Raw genomic sequence first — 19,447 nt, forward strand, 5'->3', positions numbered from 1 at the left:
ATAATTTGGGCACCGCCACGGTGCCACTTAATTTATCTATTTCTTTAAGTTTTGTTCAAACAACTTAAAGATACGGCGGTATTCATCTAACCAGCTTGATGGCTGTCTAAAGCCATGCGGCTCTACCGGATAAATAGCCGTTTCAAAATTTTCTTTTTCTAATTCAATGAGGCGTTGAACTAAACGAACACTGTCTTGGAAGAATACGTTGTCATCTAACACACCAGACATAATTAATAATGGCTTGTTTAGATTTTGTGCATATTCAATTGGCGAACTTTTACGGTACGCAATATCATCATCGTTAGGACGATTTAAGATGTTTGACGTGTAACCATCATTATAATGTGCCCAATCGGTTACTGGACGAAGTGCCGCCCCTGCTTGGAATAATTCAGGTTTAGTGAACAAGGCCATAAAGGTCATGAATCCACCGTAAGAACCACCGTAAGTACCGACGCGGTTTTTATCAACCTGTAAGTACTTACTCATGTAATCGACCCCGTCTTCCAAATCTTGAATTTCAGGTGTGCCCATTTGACGATAAATAGCTGTGCGCCAATCACGTCCGTAACCTTTAGATGCACGGTAATCCATATCCATCACGACATAGCCTTGCTGTGCTAATAGATTATGGAACATAAATTCACGGAAGTAACCTGAGAAACCGTAATGTGAATTTTGTAAGTATCCCGCACCGTGATTAAAGATTACTGCTGGGTAAGATTCTGCTTTTTTGCTATCAAAACCTTGCGGCAAATAAACTTTCGCATACACCGGTTGCTCGCCATGACTTGAAGGAACAGCAACAATTTTAGGCGCCTGCCAATCGTAACTCGCAAACTCTTCGCTCACGGTATCAGTTAAACGCTTAACATCACCTTGCCCATCACTTGAAGTCACATAGAGATCATTGTGACGTAATAACGACGAGTGCGTTAATAGTAACTTGTCTTCTTTTGGACTTAATTTGTAATCTGTCATTCCACCCAGTTTGGTTAACTGAATAGATTGCTTAGTTGATAAATCAGTACGATAAATTTCGTATTTACCAGGATGAGATTTATTGGCTTTGTAGAAAATTGTCTTGCCGTCATCACTTAAGGTTACGCTACTGACTTCGTATTTACCTTTAGTTACTTGGTTGACCTTACCTGCCAAACTAACGGTATAAGCTTGTGAATAACCACTCTCTTCCGATAAGAAGTAAAGGCCTGTATTGTCGTTCAACCAACCAAACTCATTAAACGTGTAGTTTACCCATGCGTCGTCATGTAAACGATGTAACGTTTTTAATTTGTTGTTGGTAAAATCATAACTTGCTAACCAACGATCTTTGTTGTCATTAGCTTCTAACATGATCGCTAATGCGCTGCCATCGTCATTCCAGGATATAGCGCTTTGACGCCATGTCCAATCCGGTAATAACGTAATGTTACGAGCTGATTTTTTACTTTCGTATGTTTTACCGTTTTTAGCAAAGTTCTCAGTTTTAACACTAGCAAGCACATCGTCATCAGAACCTGGTAACTGTGAAAAATCTAATGTTTGCTGTTTTCGATTAGCAATATCAATGTAAACCAAGCTGTGTGCATTTGGTTTAGCTTCGGCAACACGTGCTCTTGCATCGACAGATTCAACATAACCTTCACTACCAAGATAGTTAGGCATAATATCGTGCTTGGCACGCCATAATACGCTCTTGTCTTTCGTGGCTACTAATAATTTATCACCACTTGGGCTTAAGCTCATTTCAACTAAACGATGCTTAGGATCTAAATAAAATGGTGCTATTGCGACCGTTTTATTCTGCGCTTTAAGATCTTGTTTATTTTTATATCGAACCGCTTTGTTATGTTGTTCAAGGGCAACGTATTTAATTAAACGGTGTTGCTGAGCACCAATATAAGTTGTCGGTGTTTTTGGCGCCTTAGGTGCCTTAGCAAATTTAATCTCAGCTAATAATTGCGTGCCTTGATGCGCGATATCCATCGCATAAAATGCATTACCTTGTTTAAAAGCTAGTCGACCATCCGTTAGAAACTGCAATTGTGAGCGACGTATTGAATCACGCGTTAGTTGTTTAATAACGCCCGACTGTAAATTTTTAATGAAAATATTACCTTGATATACAAATGCTTTTTTTGATTTATCACGAGTAACTACCCCACTCGTCTGCGCTGACAAATGTGCATCCGCTAGTGTTAGTTTATTTGCAGTGCCATCTATTGACTGCACAAAGACATCGTATAACGGAGAGTCGGCCTGTTTTAACGAATAGAAAATAGAATTATCATCACGCCAATTTGCTCTTGATGGTGCGATTCCCATCCATGACGGATCCGCCATGATTTGTTTCATTGTTAACCCATCACCCGACAATAATGGTTGAGCGGCTTGAATAACCTCTACAGGTTGATTAACTACTGGCGCCGACACTTTAGTGGCCGTAGTTGTACAGGCAGTTGCACCTAATGCAAGGGATGCAATGAGCAAGTTTTTCATGAAGATTCCTATTTATGATTGTTATATCAAAGCCTTGCAAAAATTAGGAGCAAATACTCCATTTAAACGCTTACTAATCTTTGATTTTTTATCACAATGAAAATGTAAACAAGGTGCGTCAATTGTAAGGAGATTAGCGCAAAATTGCTAGCTGTGATTGCGTTTACGGTAGGATCTCGGTGAGCATCCCATGTGCTTTTTAAAGGCAAAGATAAATGCCGAACTCGACTCATATCCCAAACGTGATGCGATATTGCCAATCGAATGCTCTTGAGCTAATAAATCTAACGACTGAATAATCTTAAATTTTTGTTTCAACTGGCTAATACCAATTGCATTAAATATTTGCCCACTTGTACTTGTTAAAATTAACTAAAATGGCGTTGCTCTCAATCCTAATAGCCAGCTATTAGTCAATCGAGCGCCTTGTTTTAGCTGATTTTCTATACGCACAACAAGATCACTTACTTAATGCAATTGGTATAAAACCCAGTCCAAAATACTGATTAAACAATCGGTTTAATGTTCTGCTAGACGCGCCGACTTCCATTGCCCATTGCTCTAGTGTTTTCTTATTGCTTGGATCGCCGCTCAATGCTTCAACGATTGGCGACAGCCTTTTGTCATTAATCGATGGCATAAACAATCCAGTATTTGGGGCTGATTTAAGCAAATCAATTAACACATCAAATAAACGTTGTCGTTCAGCTGTCATTTCGTAATCAAATGGCCATTCACACATCACAAGAATGAGTTCTCGCAGCAATGGCTCAACATTGAAGGTGTAAACCTTGGTGCCCAAAACATCACAAAGTGCAGAATCTATATGCAAGTACCTAAAAGTTGCACCATATCGACTAGAGACTTGAGACTTGATGCTCGACACCTGATGGCAACCACAATGCTTGTCCCGGCGGAATAATATAACGCCCATCATCGGCAATGACCTGTATTACGCCTTGCGATGCATACACTAACTGTCCCCAGGTATGGCTATGTTTGACCACCTGAACCATAGGATCCATATCACGCCGCACGGGCATAATAGGGTGAGTCAATTTTCGGTGTTTTGAACGTTGAGTAAGCACCCAACCCTTCATTGTCTGTTTTTCTATATTATCTGTCATAATTGCGACTACTAGTCACCTTTTGGATATCTTATAATCAATTACCGTTGTTTTTCCACAGATATTATTCATGAAATCATTAATACCAAAACACTGGCAGACACCTTTTGTCTATCTAGCACTTGCGACTATCACTATGTCGATAACTTTCTCGGCGTGGTTAGCCATGCTCAACAACTTTTCAATTGAAAGTGCCAACTTTACAGGTGCTGAAATTGGTATGTTGCAATCTCTACGTGAAATTCCCGGTTTTCTCGCGTTTACCGCGGTATTCATATTGTTAGTACTTAAGGAACAAACTTTTGCTGTTGTATCTCTTGCTCTTCTATCAATTGGCGTCACTATCACAGGCCTGTTCCCCACCGTTTACGGTTTATATGCCACCACTATTCTCATGTCGATAGGATTTCATTATTACGAAACCATTAACCAGTCTCTTAGCCTGCAATGGTTTTCTCACGATGAAGCGGCTGAAAAATTGGGGCGGTTATTGTCAATAAAGTCTGCGTCGGCATTGGTCGCTTATGGTGCCGTTTGGGTAGCCTTTAGCTTATTGGATGCGCAATATATGTGGGTTTATATCGCACTTGGCGGAATCGGTATCTTACTAGGGTCTGTTGATCTTTTGAGTTCATTTTTGCAGCAATTTGTTTGGGGTTTCTACAAGGCAGAGCCTATGTGGTGTAGCTGGCTACACGAATAGGCGATAACGCCGTAGAAATAACAAACAAATGCTGTCCGTAGGATTCACCTAAAAGTATTTTGTGCGGCGTTATTCGTCATTCACTGGGGTAAACCCAGCATCAATCCTCATGCCTTGCCCAAAACCCTTTTAGATTGAACAAAATTTGAACCACAAAGATCAACAGACCCTAACCATTGTGTTGTTTCTTGCGATGCCGGAGTTCAATCACGGTGAAGCTCAGCATAAAAAGCTCATTTTAAAGAAACGTTATAGCCTTTATTATTTATTGACTTTTTTATCCGGTGCACGTCGTCAAATCTTTGTTGTGTTCGCAGGGTTCTTGATGGTGGAAAAGTTTGGCTATTCAGTCGCTGAAGTTACTGCGCTCTATATCTTAAATCATGTCATTAACTTCTTTTTAGCGCCCAAAATCGGCAAGTGGATCGGCCGTGTCGGTGAGCATAAAGCACTCACTTTAGAATATATCGGTTTAATCGTCGTCTTCACTGGCTACGCATTAGTTGAATCAAGCACTGTTGCCGCGGGATTATATGTTATTGATCATCTATTCTTTGCGATGGCAATCGCTTTAAAAACCTATTTTAAGAAAATAGCTGCCCCCAAAGATCTAGCAGGCAGTGCGGGTGTGAGTTTTAGCATTAACCATATTGCAGCGGTCTTCATTCCTGCACTCTTTGGGTTAATTTGGCTCATTGATAACTCATTAGTATTTTATGCTGGCGCTGCATTAGCAGCATGCTCACTCATTGCTAGCCAATGGGTGCCAAAGCCCCATCAAATGCCGCAGGCGATTTAATAGTTGTAAGTTACGTATTATAGAATATGTAAAAATGCCAATAAATCCTCTCTTTCCTGTTTAGACAACTTCAGTGGCTTTAGCAATGACGTTGTCGTGGGAAAGAGTGGATCGGGATTTCTACCTTTGCGTGGCTTAGGTTGTGCGCCACCTCGATTATAGAAATTAATAATCCCCGGTAAACTCACGAATAATCCGTGATGCATCCAAGGCTCGGTATGGCTAACCATCACCAACGACGGCGTTCTAAACGCCCCTACATCACTCGGCTCTTTCGTATGTTCATAGCGCCCTAAATCCTCTAAACGACGGCCAAAAGCGTGTAATCCTGTAATATGAAATCGATTATCGCTGAGCAACGGACCGTTATGACAGGTCATACATTTAGTTTTAGTGCGATAAAGGTGTAATCCTTTGAGCTGTGACTCAGACAACATCGTTACCGCAGCTTTAGGGTTGTGCTGCACCTTAGCAATAAATCGCGCAAAGACAGTATCTTTTGGCGTAATGGTACGTTCAAACGCAACTATCGCTTTGGCGAGTTGCTTTCGATTGAGGGTTGTAGTTTCAAAGGCCTGTTTGATCATAGGGCGATACTTTGGCTCAGCGTTAATTCGCTGTAAAGCACCTTCTACACTAAAATCCATCTCCTTTGGATCTTCAATCGGTATCAAGGCTTGTTGTTCCGCCGTTTCAGCCCTTCCGTCCCAAAAAAAACTCTGCCAATGATCTATACCAAAAATATTTGGTGAGTTACGTCGACCACGCTGAAGATCGATACCAATAGGTTGCGATCGCATATCGCCAAACAGTAACCGCGACTCGTGGCAACTACTGCAACTAACAGTTTTATCCCGCGATAGTAGAGTATCGTGAAATAATTCTCGACCGAGCACAACCTGAGCTTTATCCGGTTTAGGTTTAAGTAAGGTTAATGGTCCCAGTGGAGTAGCTTCCTTACCATCGGTAGTTTCAACGGCTGGCCATTGGCTTTGAGGTTGACTATACAGCGCTTTTAACTGCTGCCAAGATAAAGGGGATTTCGCATAACAAGACAGGGAAAACACCGAGCTCCCAAGAAAAAAAATAGAACAGACTATAGCTCGTGATAATGACACTCTACTCTCCAAAAACAACAACAGCCAATTGCATACGCACATTGGCTGTTGTTGACCTCTAATACGCTAATTAGTCGTAATTATAACTCAGGCCCAGCCAAAAACTGCGCCCCGTCTCTAATCCAATTCGATTTAAACCCACTTGATAAGTGCGTTTGTTCAATAAATTAGCAACCTCTAAACTAAGACGCAGTGATTGTTTGGCTGAAATGTCATAATCATATGACATCTTTCCAGATACCATAGTCGTCGCTGGTTTGTTCGCTTTTTGATATACCGGATATTCTTCATCTCCAATATCATTAAGACCACCGGTATTCGCCGTGAAATCTCGTCCCAAACTCTCCATTCTTTCGTAGTCACCGCGATAGCTCACTGTAAAGCTACTGCGAATGTTCTTTGTCCATTGACTAGAAAAAGAAAGGTTCGCGGTAATTGGCCGATTAAAATTAGCTTGCAATTGATCAAGCCAACCCTTTGAAACCAACTTATAGGTATCGGGCGATGGCAAAGCAGGATTATAGATAAAGATTCTTTGATCCGTTGGTATTGCCTGCGCAGGTGCTTCCGAATTCTCGCCATTACTGGTATTTTTTGTCTTACTGGCATTAATCATTAATTGGTGATTATCCAACGCTATTGAATAAGATATCGATAACCGCTTATGCGTGGCTTCACCGTCATTAGATTGAACGTAATAGGTGAAACCTTCTTTGCTATAAGAATCACCACGCACCACCTTATCTTTACTATCACGCCGTACAGAGGTAATGGATAACACGCCACCAAATAACTTCTGTTTAAAGCCCATCGTTAACTCATTGGTAAATGGGGTCTTAAGGTTGTTATATTGATAACGATAAGGCAATGTTGTTACAGAGTTGGTCCACGGTTGCAATACTCCGTTCGCAAATCCTCTCGTCTGGGTGAAATACCCCCTCTTTGCTTCTTTGAGTTTATAGCTCATCATATCACTGGCATAATATCGACTCGCACCAAACACAAGCAAAGACTCATCATCATCAAAAAAGTCGTAGCCGCCATGGATCCTTGGGGCAATATTCCATTCGCTTAAGAATTCGTTTCGATCAATTTTAACCCCTAATGTCGTTCGCCACTTTCCTAACTCAAGGCCATCTTGGATCCAGCCATCAAAATTGTTCGTGGTAACATCGACATCTTCTAGAGGATAGATCCGACGAACCCTAAAAAACTGCCCTCTGGCCAAGTGATTATTTTCATATAGCTTAAAATGCTCGGGATTAGACAAATCAAGCGATCCGCCAACTTGATCAGCCAGTTCGTTAAGCGGTATTTTATAACTCGACTCAACACAATCAAGCGTTATACCCGCACACGTAATCCGAGCGTCATCAAAAGGATTTTTATAAACAATAGCACTCTCATTACGTTGACGCATCAGGCGTTTTTTTACAAAATTAATACCAAAAGATACTTGGTGAGTAATTCCTAACCAATCGAAATCGTTAAGAGCGAAAAGATGACGTGTTGACAGCGTTTTCTGTTGTTTATCTAAATCACCATAACCGCCCTCACGACTCACAGGCCGATCGACAGAATCTAGTCCCCATTCCTTCCCTTTAACTCGAAGCCAAGGCAAATAATACTGAGGTGCTCGACGTGAATTGTCACTCTCACCATAGCGAATACTTGCATTCCAGTCGACAGAAGGCCAACTGTGACTCGCGTTCAGCGAAGCAAAGGTTCCTCCGCCTTTTATTGAAAAGTCCGAATCAAGTACATCGTTGAGGATATAATTACCCTGATAAGGACTGTGATTAATCCTTACCGATAGTTTATCTAACCACAGGTTCCTCATAGAATAGCCAATACTATAATTTGAAGACTCTCGCGAAGTTATTACTGGTTTTAATAATGAAACCGTCGTTATTTTAGATTCAGTGCGAGACAAAGCCATTGATATACTGTGGTGTTCATCAAGCACTTGGCTAGCGACTAGATTAAAGTTCTCTTTCTTAAACTCAGGCTCTATTGGCTCATTAATCACCACATCATCGACTGATTGTTCACGGTTTGCGTTGTCTATCAAGATATATTGATTGAACTCGTTACGTGATGTTCGATAGTCAAATTGAAGCGCAGGACTTTCACTCTCATCCCGCAATACAATATCAACAACGCCGCCACTAAAGCCGCCGTACTCAACAGGAATGTTTGAGTCGAATACTTTAACCTGACCCACAACAGCTTGATTGACAAAGGTCTGTTGCGGATGCCCTTGAATTTCATCCACCGACTCAACAGATAATTCGGTATCATCTGGATTAATATCTGAGTTATTCGACATTCCATCGATGAAAAAACCGGTATCAGACGGTCGTCCACCTGAAATAGAAATGAGCTTACTTTTTAGTTCTGCTTGTTGCTCCACAGCTTGGCTGTCTTCTCTCCCCTGAATGCCAGGCAAAATAGTTAACATATCAGTAATGTTGCCATTACCAATTGCGCTACGATCGAGAAAATCGCGCGATAACGTATATTGACCGGTAACCTCAACCTCTTGTGGCAACCACTGGCGACCAATAACAGTAATGGTTTCTGCGTTCTTCTTTAGGCAAGTAAGCACATTTTGCTGTTGCTGTAATGTTATAGTCGCTCCTTGCTCAACATTAGATATCTTATGACACACTGCAAGAGAGTCTTTAGCACGTGGGTTTTGTGCTAGATAATTCTTAATGTCATCGCCTTGCCCATAAGCGGGCAAGGTGACAGTCATTAACAATCCGATATTAGCCAAGTGGCGTTGGATCGTCTTCATCGGCAATACCGTCTCCATCTGCGTCATTGTCTAATTCGATATCTGTTTTTTCTTTGTCATCATCAGTGGCAGCAATAGCAAAGAAATTCGCTCTACCATCGTTGTCCGAATCAACAGAAGCAATCGCAGAGCCAGGGAAGTCTTCTTGAAGTGCTTGAATCATTGAGATTTGAACTAATAATTCATTCTCATCCGATTCACCTAACTCCAACAACGAAATAAGTTGTTGTGCTACTGCATATTGACGGTTACTCGCCAATGCCTCAATGACATCATCCCCATAACTTTTCTTCACCGAAGCAGACTCGGCTTTCAGTATCGTAACAACTTTTTCATTAACAGCGGTTGCTATAGCACTTAATTGCGCCAGATATTTAGTATAGTTTTCGTCGCTATAACCACGTCGACGTAATTCATTTTCTGCGCTGTAAATAAACGCTTTTGAATCGTAATAGTCGTAGCTATTGACGAATTTGTTGAAGCCATTAAACGCTCTAATGGCACTAGAACCGGTTAAAGATTCATCCTGTAAAATGAGTGCCTTTCCTTTTTCAAGATAAGACAAGGCCAACTGAAAATCACCAGCGGCCATCGCGCGATGGCCATATTCTCCGTAATATTCAATTTGCTCGTCAACATCTTCAAACGAACTAATATATTGAGCAGTATCTTTTAACAGTTTTACCACTTTGGCGTTATCACCGACGGCGAAGAATAGATCGGACTGTACCAACACTACGTACGTTGGATCGTAGTCTTTGTATGGCGAACCACCGTTTTCAAAGTATGCTTGATAATGTGGAACATACATCTCGTCATGACAACGTTGTGCCGCTTCTTTGGCAAGATTATTTAATCCACGTTTATCATAATTACTAAAGTATCGATAACATCCGACTTTACCTAAGGTGTATATTGCAATACCGCCCTTCTCAACCAGAGTATCTGTCGATAAAAGCAGATTAAGGCCCTCTTCAATCGCCTGTAGACCTAAATCGCGCTGGCCATCATTAAATAACGCATTAGCTAGTGAGTGATTCGTTACAGAACGCTTAACTATCATGTCTTGCTGCGCGTATGCCGCATTAGGATTGCTTTCTTTTAATACATCTACCGCTTCCGATAAGGTTCCACCTTGCTTTATTCTCGCATAAGCCTGCGTAATTGGTAGTTCACGTGAAAGTGTCCTGCGCAGAGAGGCATCAGCTCGATCATCAGTATTAAAATTGTACAACGTTGAGGCAAAATTAACGTCTGCATTAGGATAGAGTAAACTAAAGTTCCGAATCGCGGTTACTAGTGGAAAGCGATAAGCGGCAAGATTATTGTCAGCATATTCATGCGCAGAATATTGATAATTGTTATCGTAGTCTACATCAGCGTAATAAGATAAGGTCTTAGCTAAATATTCTTTTGCTAATGCAGTTTCCTGTAAAATCATTGCATACGTCACCGCTAAACCAACGTTCATGGATTCTGTGATATGGTAACGTTGGTCTGGCAACTCATTAATAGTCTTAGTTTTATACCCTAATTTTTGCGACTGTGACACAAATAACTTTAGCTCTTTAAGTGCATTTGTTCGAGTAGTCTCCTTGATTGGGTCATCCTCTGAAAGTTCTAGATAATGGTCCATCAATGTGGTTATGATGTTTCTTTGAGCTGTTACCAACTTCCCTGAAATCTTAGTTTCTTCATCCGTTGTAATTTCTGAATAAATGAACTTGATGGCATTTTGTGCCGTTGCCAGATTGTCAATGCTAGCAAAATTTCGATAACGCTCTGAGATATCGCTCAACAATGTAGCATCAGCACTGGACATATTATCAGTGCCTATTTCAGCGAGATACGCCAGCATTGATTGCAGTGATTTATCTAAGTATGTAGTGGCTAATTCGCCCTTGCCTAATTTGTTATAGGTAGAAGCAAGCTCCAATAACAATTGAGTTCTGTCGCGCTCGAAACTAATTTTATTTTCGACAATGGCTGCAACTTGATCGTCTAATGATGCTAAAGCATACCCTTTGGCAATAGACGACCACGCTTGTGCAACCAATACATCATCTTTAATCTCAGACAAACGCGCCTCAGCTTGTTTTAAATGTGATTTTTCTGACGCATAGTAATAATTTGCTTTATCTTCATTCGACGCATAAGCTGCTGATAAATTGATGGTAAAATCTACCGTTTCGCCATGACCATCGTCCAATGTCACTTCAAAGCTTAGGTTGGGCAAAGTAAGATCGTCGTTTTTATATACGAAGCTACCATCCGCATTCAGTGTCAAAGTACCCGAAGTAGGCGCTGTTTTTAACATCATAGCGACGTTTTCATCGTCAACATCAGAAACGGCAATTTGGCCTTGAATTTCGCTAGTTGCACTGACAGCCATATCGGTTGTGGCTATTGTTGGCAAGTCATTTTCAGCGGTAACAGTAAACTGTACTGTATAACGAGTTTTGCCCACCTCTATCGTTGCTGAGTCAGCACCATTGAAGTTAGCATTAGGCACATAATTAAACCCACTAGTGGTAATTTGAACGTTACCATTACTAGCTAAGCCTGTAACTACAGGTGTCTGGTTGCCAAGGTCGGCAAACGTATGTTCATACGTTTTATCCTCAACGACCTGTGCATCAATTTTTTCAACTAAAATGCTATTTGATGAACCACCACAGCCAGCAAGCATCAACGCCATGGTAATACATGACAACGGGAGTATTTTACGCATCCTTTATTCCTTCAGTATTGATAATGACTATCATTAAGATTCGTAATAATACTACTAAAATTGTCAATAACAAGAGATTTAAATCACATTTTTCCTACAAAAAACAGCAGGTTAAATCTATGTTAACGTTGGGTATTTTAAATGGATAGTAGACTGCACCGCCTCCCCACAAAAAAAACAGTTATAAATCATGCAGTTTAGAAATATAAAAGTTCTGTTCGAGATATAACGACCACACTTTCACAAATTAGATAACACAAATTAAACAAATGTTTTGTTACATTACACTAATAAAGTTATTGAGTAATGATAGTCCCTGCTCGGTTAAAATTGATTCAGGGTGGAATTGCACACTCTCAATTGGCAAGGTTTTATGACGCATTGCCATAATCTCTTGGCCCTGTTCGCTAGCGACCGTAGCTGAAACTTCAAAACAATCAGGTAAGGTGGATGGCTCGACAACTAAGGAGTGGTAGCGAGTAACTCGCAGTGGATTTGGCAAATCGGTGAAAACACCTTTGCCATCGTGATCGATTAACGAGGTTTTACCATGCATCACTTTATGCGCTAGCACGACATCGCCACCAAAGACTTGTGCTATCGCTTGATGACCCAAACACACACCAAGAATTGGTAACTTTCCAGCAAAGTGCTTAATCGCTGTTAACGAAATTCCCGCATCACTTGGTGTGCAGGGACCTGGCGAAATGACCAAATACTTTGGTGCAATTTCTTCAATCTGTGACAAGCTTGTTTGATCATTCCTAACCACTTCAACGTGATGACCAAGTTGCTGAAAATATTGGACTATGTTGTAGGTAAAAGAATCGTAGTTATCTATCACTAAAATCATGACGGGTTGTTGCTTTCCGCTGTTCTAAATCGTTCGATGGCGAATACTACAACAGCCGCCGCGATACTGCACCCACAAAATCCCAACATCAGAGGGAATAATGTATTGTCGAATAACGATCCGATGAGTAGCGCAATAGCAACAGCAGTTAATGTTGAAACTGCGCCTACAACGGCAGCACCAAAACCAGCTAAATGCCCTAAAGGCTCCATCGCAATTGAGTTTAAATTACCAAATAAAATACCAACACAGGCAAAAGCAACAACGAAGTAAGCGGTAGTCCAAGTCAACGGCGGCATATAATCTTGTGAAATAACGATTGGCATAAATATGATTGATGCAGCGACTAACACCACAAAGGCGCGTAAAACCATATATTGCATGCCTTTACGAACAACGAATTTACCGTTAAAGAAGGACGCAATGCCATAAACTAACGCCATACCGGCAAAATAGACCGCAAAGTATTCACCTAACTCATATTGATTACCAAAAATTTGCTGAGCACTGGCCAAGTATGAAATGAAAGCCCCTGACAAAATGCCTGCAGCCAAGGTATAAGCCATAGCAATAGGTGTGGTGATAACCTCGCGACATGTAGCCCACAGTACAGTGACTTTTAATTCCTTTCTATGTTCTGGTGCTAATGTTTCTGGCTGACGCAGTGCAAACCAAACCAATGATAAGATGCCAAATGTTAGCATCACACCAAAGATCGCATGCCACTCTGCTACTAATAAAATACCTTGCCCCATCAATGGTGCAATCATTGGTACTAGAATGAAAAATACCATAATAAAAGACATCACCTGTGCCATGTGCGGCCCAGCGTATTTGTCACGAATGATTGCCATCGTTAAAACACGTGGTGCGGCTAGTCCAAATCCTTGCATAAAACGCGCAATAAGCAGTGCTTCATAAGTTTGCGCATACATACACACAACAGTAGACACAAGAAATACACTGTAACCTGCGTAAATAAGAGGCTTACGACCAAAGGTATCAGACAAAGGACCAAACAAAAGTTGGCCAAATCCTTGCCCTAACAATACTAATGAAATCACGAGTTGAATATCTTGCGATTGTGTTAATTGCAAAGACGTTTCAATCATGGTCATTGCAGGCATAATCGCATCAATAGATAACGCTACTAAAGACATCATAAAAGCCATTAAGCTTATGAACTCAACGTTTGGTTTTTTGTGTTCTATTGGACTGGTCAACAGTAATTCTCATTAAGCGGTTTTAGCCGAATATTATATCAGCTTAACTAGCATTAAATGATGGTCATTTGGAAATATTCTCTTACCACAAACGAAGGGAACTCATCATTTTATTGGCGACTAGGCTCTAAGCCATCATAGTGAGGTAATTTTGCGTCCATTTCTTCCCAATTCGCTTTTGAAGAAACAAAATTATGAGAGATTGGGCGCTGCGAGATCTCAGAATCTAAGATACCTAAACGCAAGCGATATTGATTATAAAATCAATGCCATCAAAGCTGGAATTGGCGCCGGTTATATACCGCGCTCACGTATTATCAATGAGCTGGCATCAGGTGAACTACGGGAGCTGACATTATCTTCGCCAACGATAGCGCTTCCGTTATATATTGCGTGGAAGACTGCCAATCGAGGTAATACCAATTGCATTAAGTAAGTGATCTTGTTGTGCGTAGAGAAAATCAGCTAAAACAAGGCGCTCGATTGACTAATAGCTGGCTATTAGGATTGAGAGCAACGCCATTTTAGTTAATTTTAACAAGTACAAGTGGGCAAATATTTAATGCAATTGGTATAAAGGATTAGCGCGCCTTATTGAACTGCTGCAAGAAGATTAATCATCATCCATTGACAGCACTTCGGTTCGTTGCTGCGAGTCACCTAAGATCACTCGACCATGAACTAGTGTCTGGTAAATATGATTAAAAACTCTACCCGATTGCCCGTTATTGTCATCTAAGAAATAGGAATGTCCTTTGGGCATATCATATTTATTATTAAAATCATCACAATCAAAGGCATACACGTTGTTTGCTACTTTACCCATATCCTCAGGACCAGTATGACCAAGGCGACGCGAAGCGACCTTGTTTTTAAGGTTAGATATTTTACTCGAACGCAGGGCTAAATCGTCACTGGCGAAATACACACTCACATTGCGAGAAGCTTGTGCGATCAAAGCTCCTTTTTCAGGCTTTTCTAATGTTTCGTTAACCACATCCGCTGCTACCATAAAGGTGTTGCGAAATAGCAAAGGCACACCATTAGCCAAGTCATATTTGTTCCACCAGCACATGGTTTCACGTAATACTCGATTGCCCATTGAATGAGCCAACACATTAATTCGTTTCAAACATGGATCTTGTTCAGATGCACCGTCACGCCATGCCATAAACTTTTGTAATACCCTAGCAAAAGCTGACGCACTTAAATCTGCCGATTTTTGGTCATCCCAATAATCTTTGATGACTCCAAAGTCATTATCGCACGGCCAAATAAGCGGTACAACCTGCACTAAATCAGGACTTTTTTCATCGAACAGTGCTTGCAGTTTTTGCGCACGCGGGAAAATATCTGGTTCAGGTAAATTAGAAAAGCCATGAATTAACAATAGTATTTGCTTTGGTTCACTGCGTTTGAGTGCACTCATCAACGCACTTGAACCAATTTCAGTGTAATCATCAACGCCATTGCGCTGACAAAAATACACTGAGTTTGCGGGTGCATTATTATCCAAATCAAATTCAAATTGCTGATCAAGCGATCCTGAAAACGATCCCTTTGGCGCTCTATTGGTGATAAATAACATAACTTCTATATTCCATGATTAGATTATATGTAACAGATGACAACGAAAATACGCTATCGAATAAACCCTAGTGTAGGATCGATGACTAATCAAAGGACACGTCAATTAAATCTACATCGAAAGCGAAAAAGCCTTTCAATAGATTGAATCGTCCAATACATTAATTTATTCAAACAATGAATAAAGAATGCTATAAACAATTAAATTCATGAATTAGAGTCATAGATTAGTATGATAGAACGCACGCACCTTGCCATTGTGCAACAAGTTGATCAATTAGGAACGCTTACCCAAGCAGCTGATGCCCTATTCCTTACCCAATCGGCACTAAGCCACGCAATGAAGAAGCTTGAAACGCAGCTTGGCGTAAAGATTTGGAAAAAAGAAGGCAGAACCTTACGTTTAACACAAGCGGGCCAATCCATCTTGTCACTCGCCAATCGTGTCTTACCACAGATTGAACATACCGAGCAGTTGATGAGCCAGTTTTCACAAGGTCAGCGCGGCACATTGCGCATAGGCATGGAGTGTCATCCTTGTTATCAATGGCTGTTAAAAGTGGTGTCACCCTATTTGAATCAATGGCCAAATGTCGACGTTGATGTAAAACAAGAATTCCAATTTGGCGGTATGGGCGCGCTAATTAATTATGATATTGACGCGTTAGTCACCCCAGATCCGCTTTATAAACGCGGCCTTGTTTACACTCCTGTATTTGATTACGAATTGGTATTAGTGGTAAATAAAAGTCATGCTCTTGCTGGTGAAAAGTACATAAAACCACAACAACTAAGTGATGAAGTGCTTATCACCTACCCTGTAGAAGTGGATAGATTAGATATATTCAGTCAATTTTTGATGCCAGCTCAGTGTAGCCCCAGAAAACATAAAACGATTGAAACCACCGACATCATTTTACAGATGGTCGCCAGCAACCGCGGTGTTGCCGCAATGCCCCGATGGTTGGCTGAGCAATATGAAGATACGCTACCTATTGCATCAGTGAAATTAGGAAAACAAGGCATCGATAAGCAAATATTTATCGGCATTCGTGAAGCTGAAATCTCAATAGATTATGTTGAGAGCTTTTTGGAAGTAGCTAAACTGAGATAAAATGGGGCAATCGCTGCAAAATCTATCAGTGCAGGAATCGAGCACATGTACTTTAATCGACCTTTAAAGCTATCTTCGTATTCCCCTTCTTTAATGTCAGGGCATGACCAAACTCTTAATAAGTATTCAATGGTAAAAACAACGATCGAGAACACTTCAAAATACCAAAATTGACTAGCGTATTGCGCTTCAATACTTGCGACTGACTCAAGCATGATGGCCGCGACGTTGGCAATAATCAGTACCACCATTGCAAAATCCATAAAACGAGAACTAGTGCTAGCCGATGCATTAGCATTAGGCACTGCAATTGCGTTGGGCAGCCCAAGTAGTTTTTGCTTGCGCTATTAATGATTTTGCAAAATTTTCCAGAAGGCTTCAATGCGTATAATGAGTTAAAACAATCTTCACGCATTAGCTCACTAAAGATTATTATCTTGTTTATTTTGATGTCATTAGTTGGCCCAATATGTGGCGTCGTTGGCTATTGGTGGTTAGCTGATGCCCCCTACGCTATTTCGTCCATCATGTTGGTAGCTGCTGGCGGTATTTTATATTCAGTATTTCAAGATATTGCCCCACAGGCGAAATTAGATCGTCACTGGATCCCATCACTTGGCGCAACGCTTGGTTTTTTACTGGGTATTGTGGGGCATATGAGTGTTCTAATTGGAGAATAACATGCATTGTTATTCTCCTAATTAATGCTATTAAGTTCTGCTATTTTTCCAATCAGATGCTAACGCTGCCATCATGACTTTGTCAAAGAACTCACCATAGCGAAACCCTGCTTGGCGCAACACGCCTTCGTGTTGATATCCCGCTTTTTCATAAGCTCTATACGCCGCAGGGTTGGAAGCGAATGCAGTAAGCTCTACGCGGTTTAATCCTAATGAGTTAAACCCGTAATCGGTAATTAATTTTGTCACTTGCGTGGCGATACCTTTACCCCAATAAGTCTTATTGCCAATCAAAATGAAGTACTCGCCACAGCGATTTAGATAACTTATAGATGTGATTCCCGCATAACCAATAAGCTCGTTTGAATCAGCGCAACATATAGCGAACGACACCGTTTTATTGGTGGCATTAATGGTTGATAGCCATTGCTTAATGTCTGCTAACGATTGTGGATAGGCGTAAGATGAAATACTAAATTGAGTGACTTCTCTGTCTTGCGACCATTGAAAAAATGTCGCGGCGTCTTCGATATCTAACGCTCGCAATATAGTGTTATCGCTTTTGATAAGCATAAAATGTCCTTATTTTTTAAGCATTGATTTCAAATCGGCGAATGGGTTATAAGTCGCCAAATCTTGATTGTTGTCTCCGGCGTCAACGCGCGTCGGATGCTGCTCATGTTCGGTGTATTTGGCGTGTTCGTTGTCGTGGCAATAAAGACACAACAGCTCCCAATTACTACCATCATTTGGGTTATTGGTATGATCATGATCAACGTGATGAACGGTTAGCTCTCGAAGGTTAGAATATTGAAACTCGCGGGCACAGCGACCACAAATCCATGGAAAGAGTTTGAGGGCTTTATCGCGATACCCTTGCTCTTCACGTTTATAGTTGGCGGATGTTCCGTATAAATCTGACGACATAATGCTTAACCTAAAATTATTATGCCGTCAGTATACTTTGCTATTGATTAGAGTCTAGCACCAGAATGCTAGACGAATAAAATTCGTTTGAGTCACACGTTGCGAGTTCCCGCCATGGACAGTCTATATTTTCACAACAAAGCGCTCTTTAGACTTACCTTCTAACATGGCCATCAACTGATCGATAGTGTCCTCTAATGCAATTTCACTAGTGAGTTCAGCCAAGCAATCAGGTTTGAATTCACTAGTCATTTTATTCCACACTTTCAAACGTTTATTCATTGGGCATTCTACCGAGTCGATGCCAATTAATTTTACGCCTCTCAATATGAATGGGAAAATCGACGATGTGAAATTGATGTCGCTGACCATGCCACTACAAGTCACTGTTCCGGTATATTTAGTTGATTTAATGGCGCTGGACAATAGTGCCCCACCAGCCACATCTATAACACCGGCCCAACGCTCTTTCAGCATTGGTCGTTTCTCATCGATGATCTCATCACGGCTCACGACACTGTTTGCACCTAAGCATTTTAAAAAGGCTGCTTGGTCAGCTTTACCTGTTACCGCACAGACATCAAATCCAAGCTTTGCAAGAATAGCAACGGCGACACTACCAACTCCGCCTGTTGCGCCTGTTACTAAAATCTCACCACCGCTTGGGATTAAATCATTTTCAAGCAACGCATTAACCATTAGCGCGGCGGTCAATCCAGCAGTACCGTAGCTCATACTTTCTTTTGCAGTAAGGTTGCTTGGCAATGGAACAACCCAGTTCGCTGGTACACGAACATATTCAGCCAATCCGCCTGCGGTATTCATCCCCAAATCAAAGCCAGTAACCACCACTTGCATACCTGTAGGTAAATTAACGTCATTCGATTCCACGACCTCCCCAACCGCATCTATAGCGGGAGAGTGTGGAAAATTACGACTGACGCCTGGGTTACCAGTCGCAGAAAGTGCATCTTTAAAATTAAGTGATGAGTAAACAACTTTAATTAATACATCGCCTGCTGGCAGCTCTGAAAGCTGTCGTTGCTCAATAGCTCTGCTAAAGGTTTTAGGTGCATCTTCTCGAACAACTAATGCGGTATACGAAGTATCTGTCATGTTTATTCTCCAGTTGGGTTTTTATCATCATAAAGATGAAATCATCAAAATACCTATCGTCTTTAGTCTAATGCTCGATGAACAGAGTTTAATCACACGGCAAACCGTAACTTACTAAATCAAATTAACTGGGTTATTATCGAATTTAGCGATATTTCATCTGG

At 41.0% G+C, this 19,447-nt stretch carries 18 protein-coding genes and 2 pseudogenes; 5 read left to right on the top strand and 15 right to left on the bottom strand.

All coding sequences use genetic code 11. The features are described 5' to 3' along the window. Nucleotides 1-36: 36 nt before the first annotated feature. The 4 genes from ACMAZF_RS16915 to ACMAZF_RS16930 form a co-directional block, all read right to left on the bottom strand. Nucleotides 37-2,505 carry a prolyl oligopeptidase family serine peptidase gene (locus tag ACMAZF_RS16915; RefSeq protein ID WP_435274908.1) on the bottom strand — a complete coding sequence of 823 codons (2,469 nt, stop codon included), beginning with the start codon at nucleotides 2,503-2,505 and terminating at the stop codon, nucleotides 37-39. Nucleotides 2,506-2,652: 147 nt separating this feature from the next. Then, nucleotides 2,653-2,823, bottom strand: a complete 171-nt coding sequence (locus ACMAZF_RS16920) for a helix-turn-helix domain-containing protein (protein WP_435274909.1) — start codon at nucleotides 2,821-2,823, stop codon at nucleotides 2,653-2,655. Nucleotides 2,824-2,965: 142 nt separating this feature from the next. After that, nucleotides 2,966-3,337, bottom strand: a complete 372-nt coding sequence (locus ACMAZF_RS16925; RefSeq protein WP_435274910.1) for a hypothetical protein — start codon at nucleotides 3,335-3,337, stop codon at nucleotides 2,966-2,968. 25 nt (nucleotides 3,338-3,362) lie between these two features. Then, nucleotides 3,363-3,632, bottom strand: a complete 270-nt coding sequence (locus tag ACMAZF_RS16930; RefSeq protein ID WP_435274911.1) for an AraC family ligand binding domain-containing protein — start codon at nucleotides 3,630-3,632, stop codon at nucleotides 3,363-3,365. A gap of 70 nt (nucleotides 3,633-3,702) precedes the next feature. Here ACMAZF_RS16930 and ACMAZF_RS16935 point away from each other — a divergent pair, with 70 nt between their 5' ends. Together ACMAZF_RS16935 and ACMAZF_RS16940 are read left to right on the top strand one after the other, a co-directional pair. Further along, nucleotides 3,703-4,335, top strand: a complete 633-nt coding sequence (locus tag ACMAZF_RS16935; RefSeq protein WP_435274912.1) for a hypothetical protein — start codon at nucleotides 3,703-3,705, stop codon at nucleotides 4,333-4,335. A gap of 169 nt (nucleotides 4,336-4,504) precedes the next feature. Further along, nucleotides 4,505-5,134: pseudogene (locus tag ACMAZF_RS16940) on the top strand (MFS transporter); the annotation flags it as partial. A gap of 17 nt (nucleotides 5,135-5,151) precedes the next feature. On the opposite strand, the gene ACMAZF_RS16945 reads toward ACMAZF_RS16940, so the two are convergent. The 6 genes and pseudogenes from ACMAZF_RS16945 to ACMAZF_RS16970 all read right to left on the bottom strand — a co-directional run. Continuing rightward, entirely contained in the window at nucleotides 5,152-6,201 is a 1,050-nt protein-coding gene (locus tag ACMAZF_RS16945) for a cytochrome-c peroxidase (protein WP_435274913.1), read from the bottom strand. Between the two features lie 121 nt (nucleotides 6,202-6,322). After that, entirely contained in the window at nucleotides 6,323-9,079 is a 2,757-nt protein-coding gene (locus ACMAZF_RS16950; RefSeq protein WP_435274914.1) for a hypothetical protein, read from the bottom strand. After that, nucleotides 9,024-11,783, bottom strand: coding sequence for an Ig-like domain-containing protein (locus ACMAZF_RS16955; RefSeq protein WP_435274915.1), 2,760 nt, complete (start codon nucleotides 11,781-11,783; stop codon nucleotides 9,024-9,026). The genes ACMAZF_RS16950 and ACMAZF_RS16955 overlap by 56 nt, the downstream gene beginning before the upstream one ends. Before the next feature lie 277 nt (nucleotides 11,784-12,060). Then, nucleotides 12,061-12,636, bottom strand: a complete 576-nt coding sequence (locus ACMAZF_RS16960) for an anthranilate synthase component II (RefSeq protein WP_435274916.1) — start codon at nucleotides 12,634-12,636, stop codon at nucleotides 12,061-12,063. Beyond that, nucleotides 12,633-13,859 carry a multidrug effflux MFS transporter gene (locus ACMAZF_RS16965; RefSeq protein ID WP_435274917.1) on the bottom strand — a complete coding sequence of 409 codons (1,227 nt, stop codon included), beginning with the start codon at nucleotides 13,857-13,859 and terminating at the stop codon, nucleotides 12,633-12,635. Before ACMAZF_RS16965 ends, ACMAZF_RS16960 begins: the two co-directional genes overlap by 4 nt. Nucleotides 13,860-13,969: 110 nt before the next feature. Next, nucleotides 13,970-14,107 (bottom strand): annotated as a pseudogene (locus ACMAZF_RS16970) (GFA family protein); the annotation flags it as partial. Between ACMAZF_RS16970 and ACMAZF_RS16975 the strand changes: the two are divergent. Further along, nucleotides 14,062-14,295, top strand: a complete 234-nt coding sequence (locus tag ACMAZF_RS16975; RefSeq protein ID WP_435277268.1) for a LysR substrate-binding domain-containing protein — start codon at nucleotides 14,062-14,064, stop codon at nucleotides 14,293-14,295. The pseudogene ACMAZF_RS16970 and the gene ACMAZF_RS16975 sit on opposite strands and share 46 nt — an antisense overlap. 177 nt (nucleotides 14,296-14,472) lie before the next feature. Here ACMAZF_RS16975 and ACMAZF_RS16980 read toward each other — a convergent pair whose 3' ends face one another. Then, nucleotides 14,473-15,447 (bottom strand): alpha/beta hydrolase, encoded by a 975-nt coding sequence (locus tag ACMAZF_RS16980; protein WP_435274918.1) that lies wholly within the window; start codon nucleotides 15,445-15,447, stop codon nucleotides 14,473-14,475. Between the two features lie 231 nt (nucleotides 15,448-15,678). On the opposite strand from ACMAZF_RS16980, the gene ACMAZF_RS16985 reads away from it, so the two are divergent. Beyond that, the gene (locus tag ACMAZF_RS16985; RefSeq protein ID WP_435274919.1) at nucleotides 15,679-16,560 is read left to right on the top strand and encodes a LysR family transcriptional regulator; all 882 of its coding nucleotides are present in this window, start codon (nucleotides 15,679-15,681) and stop codon (nucleotides 16,558-16,560) included. On the opposite strand, the gene ACMAZF_RS16990 is transcribed toward ACMAZF_RS16985, so the two are convergent. After that, entirely contained in the window at nucleotides 16,521-16,811 is a 291-nt protein-coding gene (locus ACMAZF_RS16990) for an ion transporter (protein WP_435274920.1), read from the bottom strand. The two genes, ACMAZF_RS16985 and ACMAZF_RS16990, sit on opposite strands and share 40 nt — an antisense overlap. Nucleotides 16,812-16,910: 99 nt before the next feature. Between ACMAZF_RS16990 and ACMAZF_RS16995 the strand changes: the two genes are divergently transcribed. Beyond that, complete coding sequence (locus tag ACMAZF_RS16995) at nucleotides 16,911-17,240, top strand: ZIP family metal transporter (RefSeq protein ID WP_435274921.1); 330 nt, start codon at nucleotides 16,911-16,913, stop codon at nucleotides 17,238-17,240. Between the two features lie 30 nt (nucleotides 17,241-17,270). Here ACMAZF_RS16995 and ACMAZF_RS17000 read toward each other — a convergent pair whose 3' ends face one another. The 3 genes from ACMAZF_RS17000 to ACMAZF_RS17010 form a co-directional block, all read right to left on the bottom strand. Then, complete coding sequence (locus tag ACMAZF_RS17000) at nucleotides 17,271-17,813, bottom strand: GNAT family N-acetyltransferase (protein ID WP_435274922.1); 543 nt, start codon at nucleotides 17,811-17,813, stop codon at nucleotides 17,271-17,273. A gap of 9 nt (nucleotides 17,814-17,822) precedes the next feature. Further along, nucleotides 17,823-18,167, bottom strand: a complete 345-nt coding sequence (locus tag ACMAZF_RS17005; RefSeq protein WP_435274923.1) for a YajD family HNH nuclease — start codon at nucleotides 18,165-18,167, stop codon at nucleotides 17,823-17,825. 123 nt (nucleotides 18,168-18,290) lie between these two features. Then, the gene (locus tag ACMAZF_RS17010; RefSeq protein WP_435274924.1) at nucleotides 18,291-19,283 is read right to left on the bottom strand and encodes a YhdH/YhfP family quinone oxidoreductase; all 993 of its coding nucleotides are present in this window, start codon (nucleotides 19,281-19,283) and stop codon (nucleotides 18,291-18,293) included. Nucleotides 19,284-19,447: the final 164 nt, after the last annotated feature.

This window comes from Psychrobium sp. nBUS_13, assembly GCF_051201665.1.
Lineage (GTDB): Bacteria > Pseudomonadota > Gammaproteobacteria > Enterobacterales > Psychrobiaceae > Psychrobium.

Excerpts from the sequence above, each read along its gene's own strand:
- ACMAZF_RS16985 (WP_435274919.1), top strand. The coding sequence starts at position 15,679 with ATGATAGAACGCACGCACCTTGCCATTGTGCAACAAGTTGATCAATTA.
- ACMAZF_RS17000 (WP_435274922.1), bottom strand. The coding sequence starts at position 17,813 with ATGCTTATCAAAAGCGATAACACTATATTGCGAGCGTTAGATATCGAA.
- ACMAZF_RS16955 (WP_435274915.1), bottom strand. The coding sequence starts at position 11,783 with ATGCGTAAAATACTCCCGTTGTCATGTATTACCATGGCGTTGATGCTT.
- ACMAZF_RS16960 (WP_435274916.1), bottom strand. The coding sequence starts at position 12,636 with ATGATTTTAGTGATAGATAACTACGATTCTTTTACCTACAACATAGTC.
- ACMAZF_RS16915 (WP_435274908.1), bottom strand. The coding sequence starts at position 2,505 with ATGAAAAACTTGCTCATTGCATCCCTTGCATTAGGTGCAACTGCCTGT.
- ACMAZF_RS16935 (WP_435274912.1), top strand. The coding sequence starts at position 3,703 with ATGAAATCATTAATACCAAAACACTGGCAGACACCTTTTGTCTATCTA.
- ACMAZF_RS16990 (WP_435274920.1), bottom strand. The coding sequence starts at position 16,811 with ATGGTGGTACTGATTATTGCCAACGTCGCGGCCATCATGCTTGAGTCA.
- ACMAZF_RS16930 (WP_435274911.1), bottom strand. The coding sequence starts at position 3,632 with ATGACAGATAATATAGAAAAACAGACAATGAAGGGTTGGGTGCTTACT.
- ACMAZF_RS17010 (WP_435274924.1), bottom strand. The coding sequence starts at position 19,283 with ATGACAGATACTTCGTATACCGCATTAGTTGTTCGAGAAGATGCACCT.
- ACMAZF_RS17005 (WP_435274923.1), bottom strand. The coding sequence starts at position 18,167 with ATGTCGTCAGATTTATACGGAACATCCGCCAACTATAAACGTGAAGAG.
- ACMAZF_RS16980 (WP_435274918.1), bottom strand. The coding sequence starts at position 15,447 with ATGTTATTTATCACCAATAGAGCGCCAAAGGGATCGTTTTCAGGATCG.
- ACMAZF_RS16950 (WP_435274914.1), bottom strand. The coding sequence starts at position 9,079 with ATGACGCAGATGGAGACGGTATTGCCGATGAAGACGATCCAACGCCAC.
- ACMAZF_RS16995 (WP_435274921.1), top strand. The coding sequence starts at position 16,911 with ATGATTTTGCAAAATTTTCCAGAAGGCTTCAATGCGTATAATGAGTTA.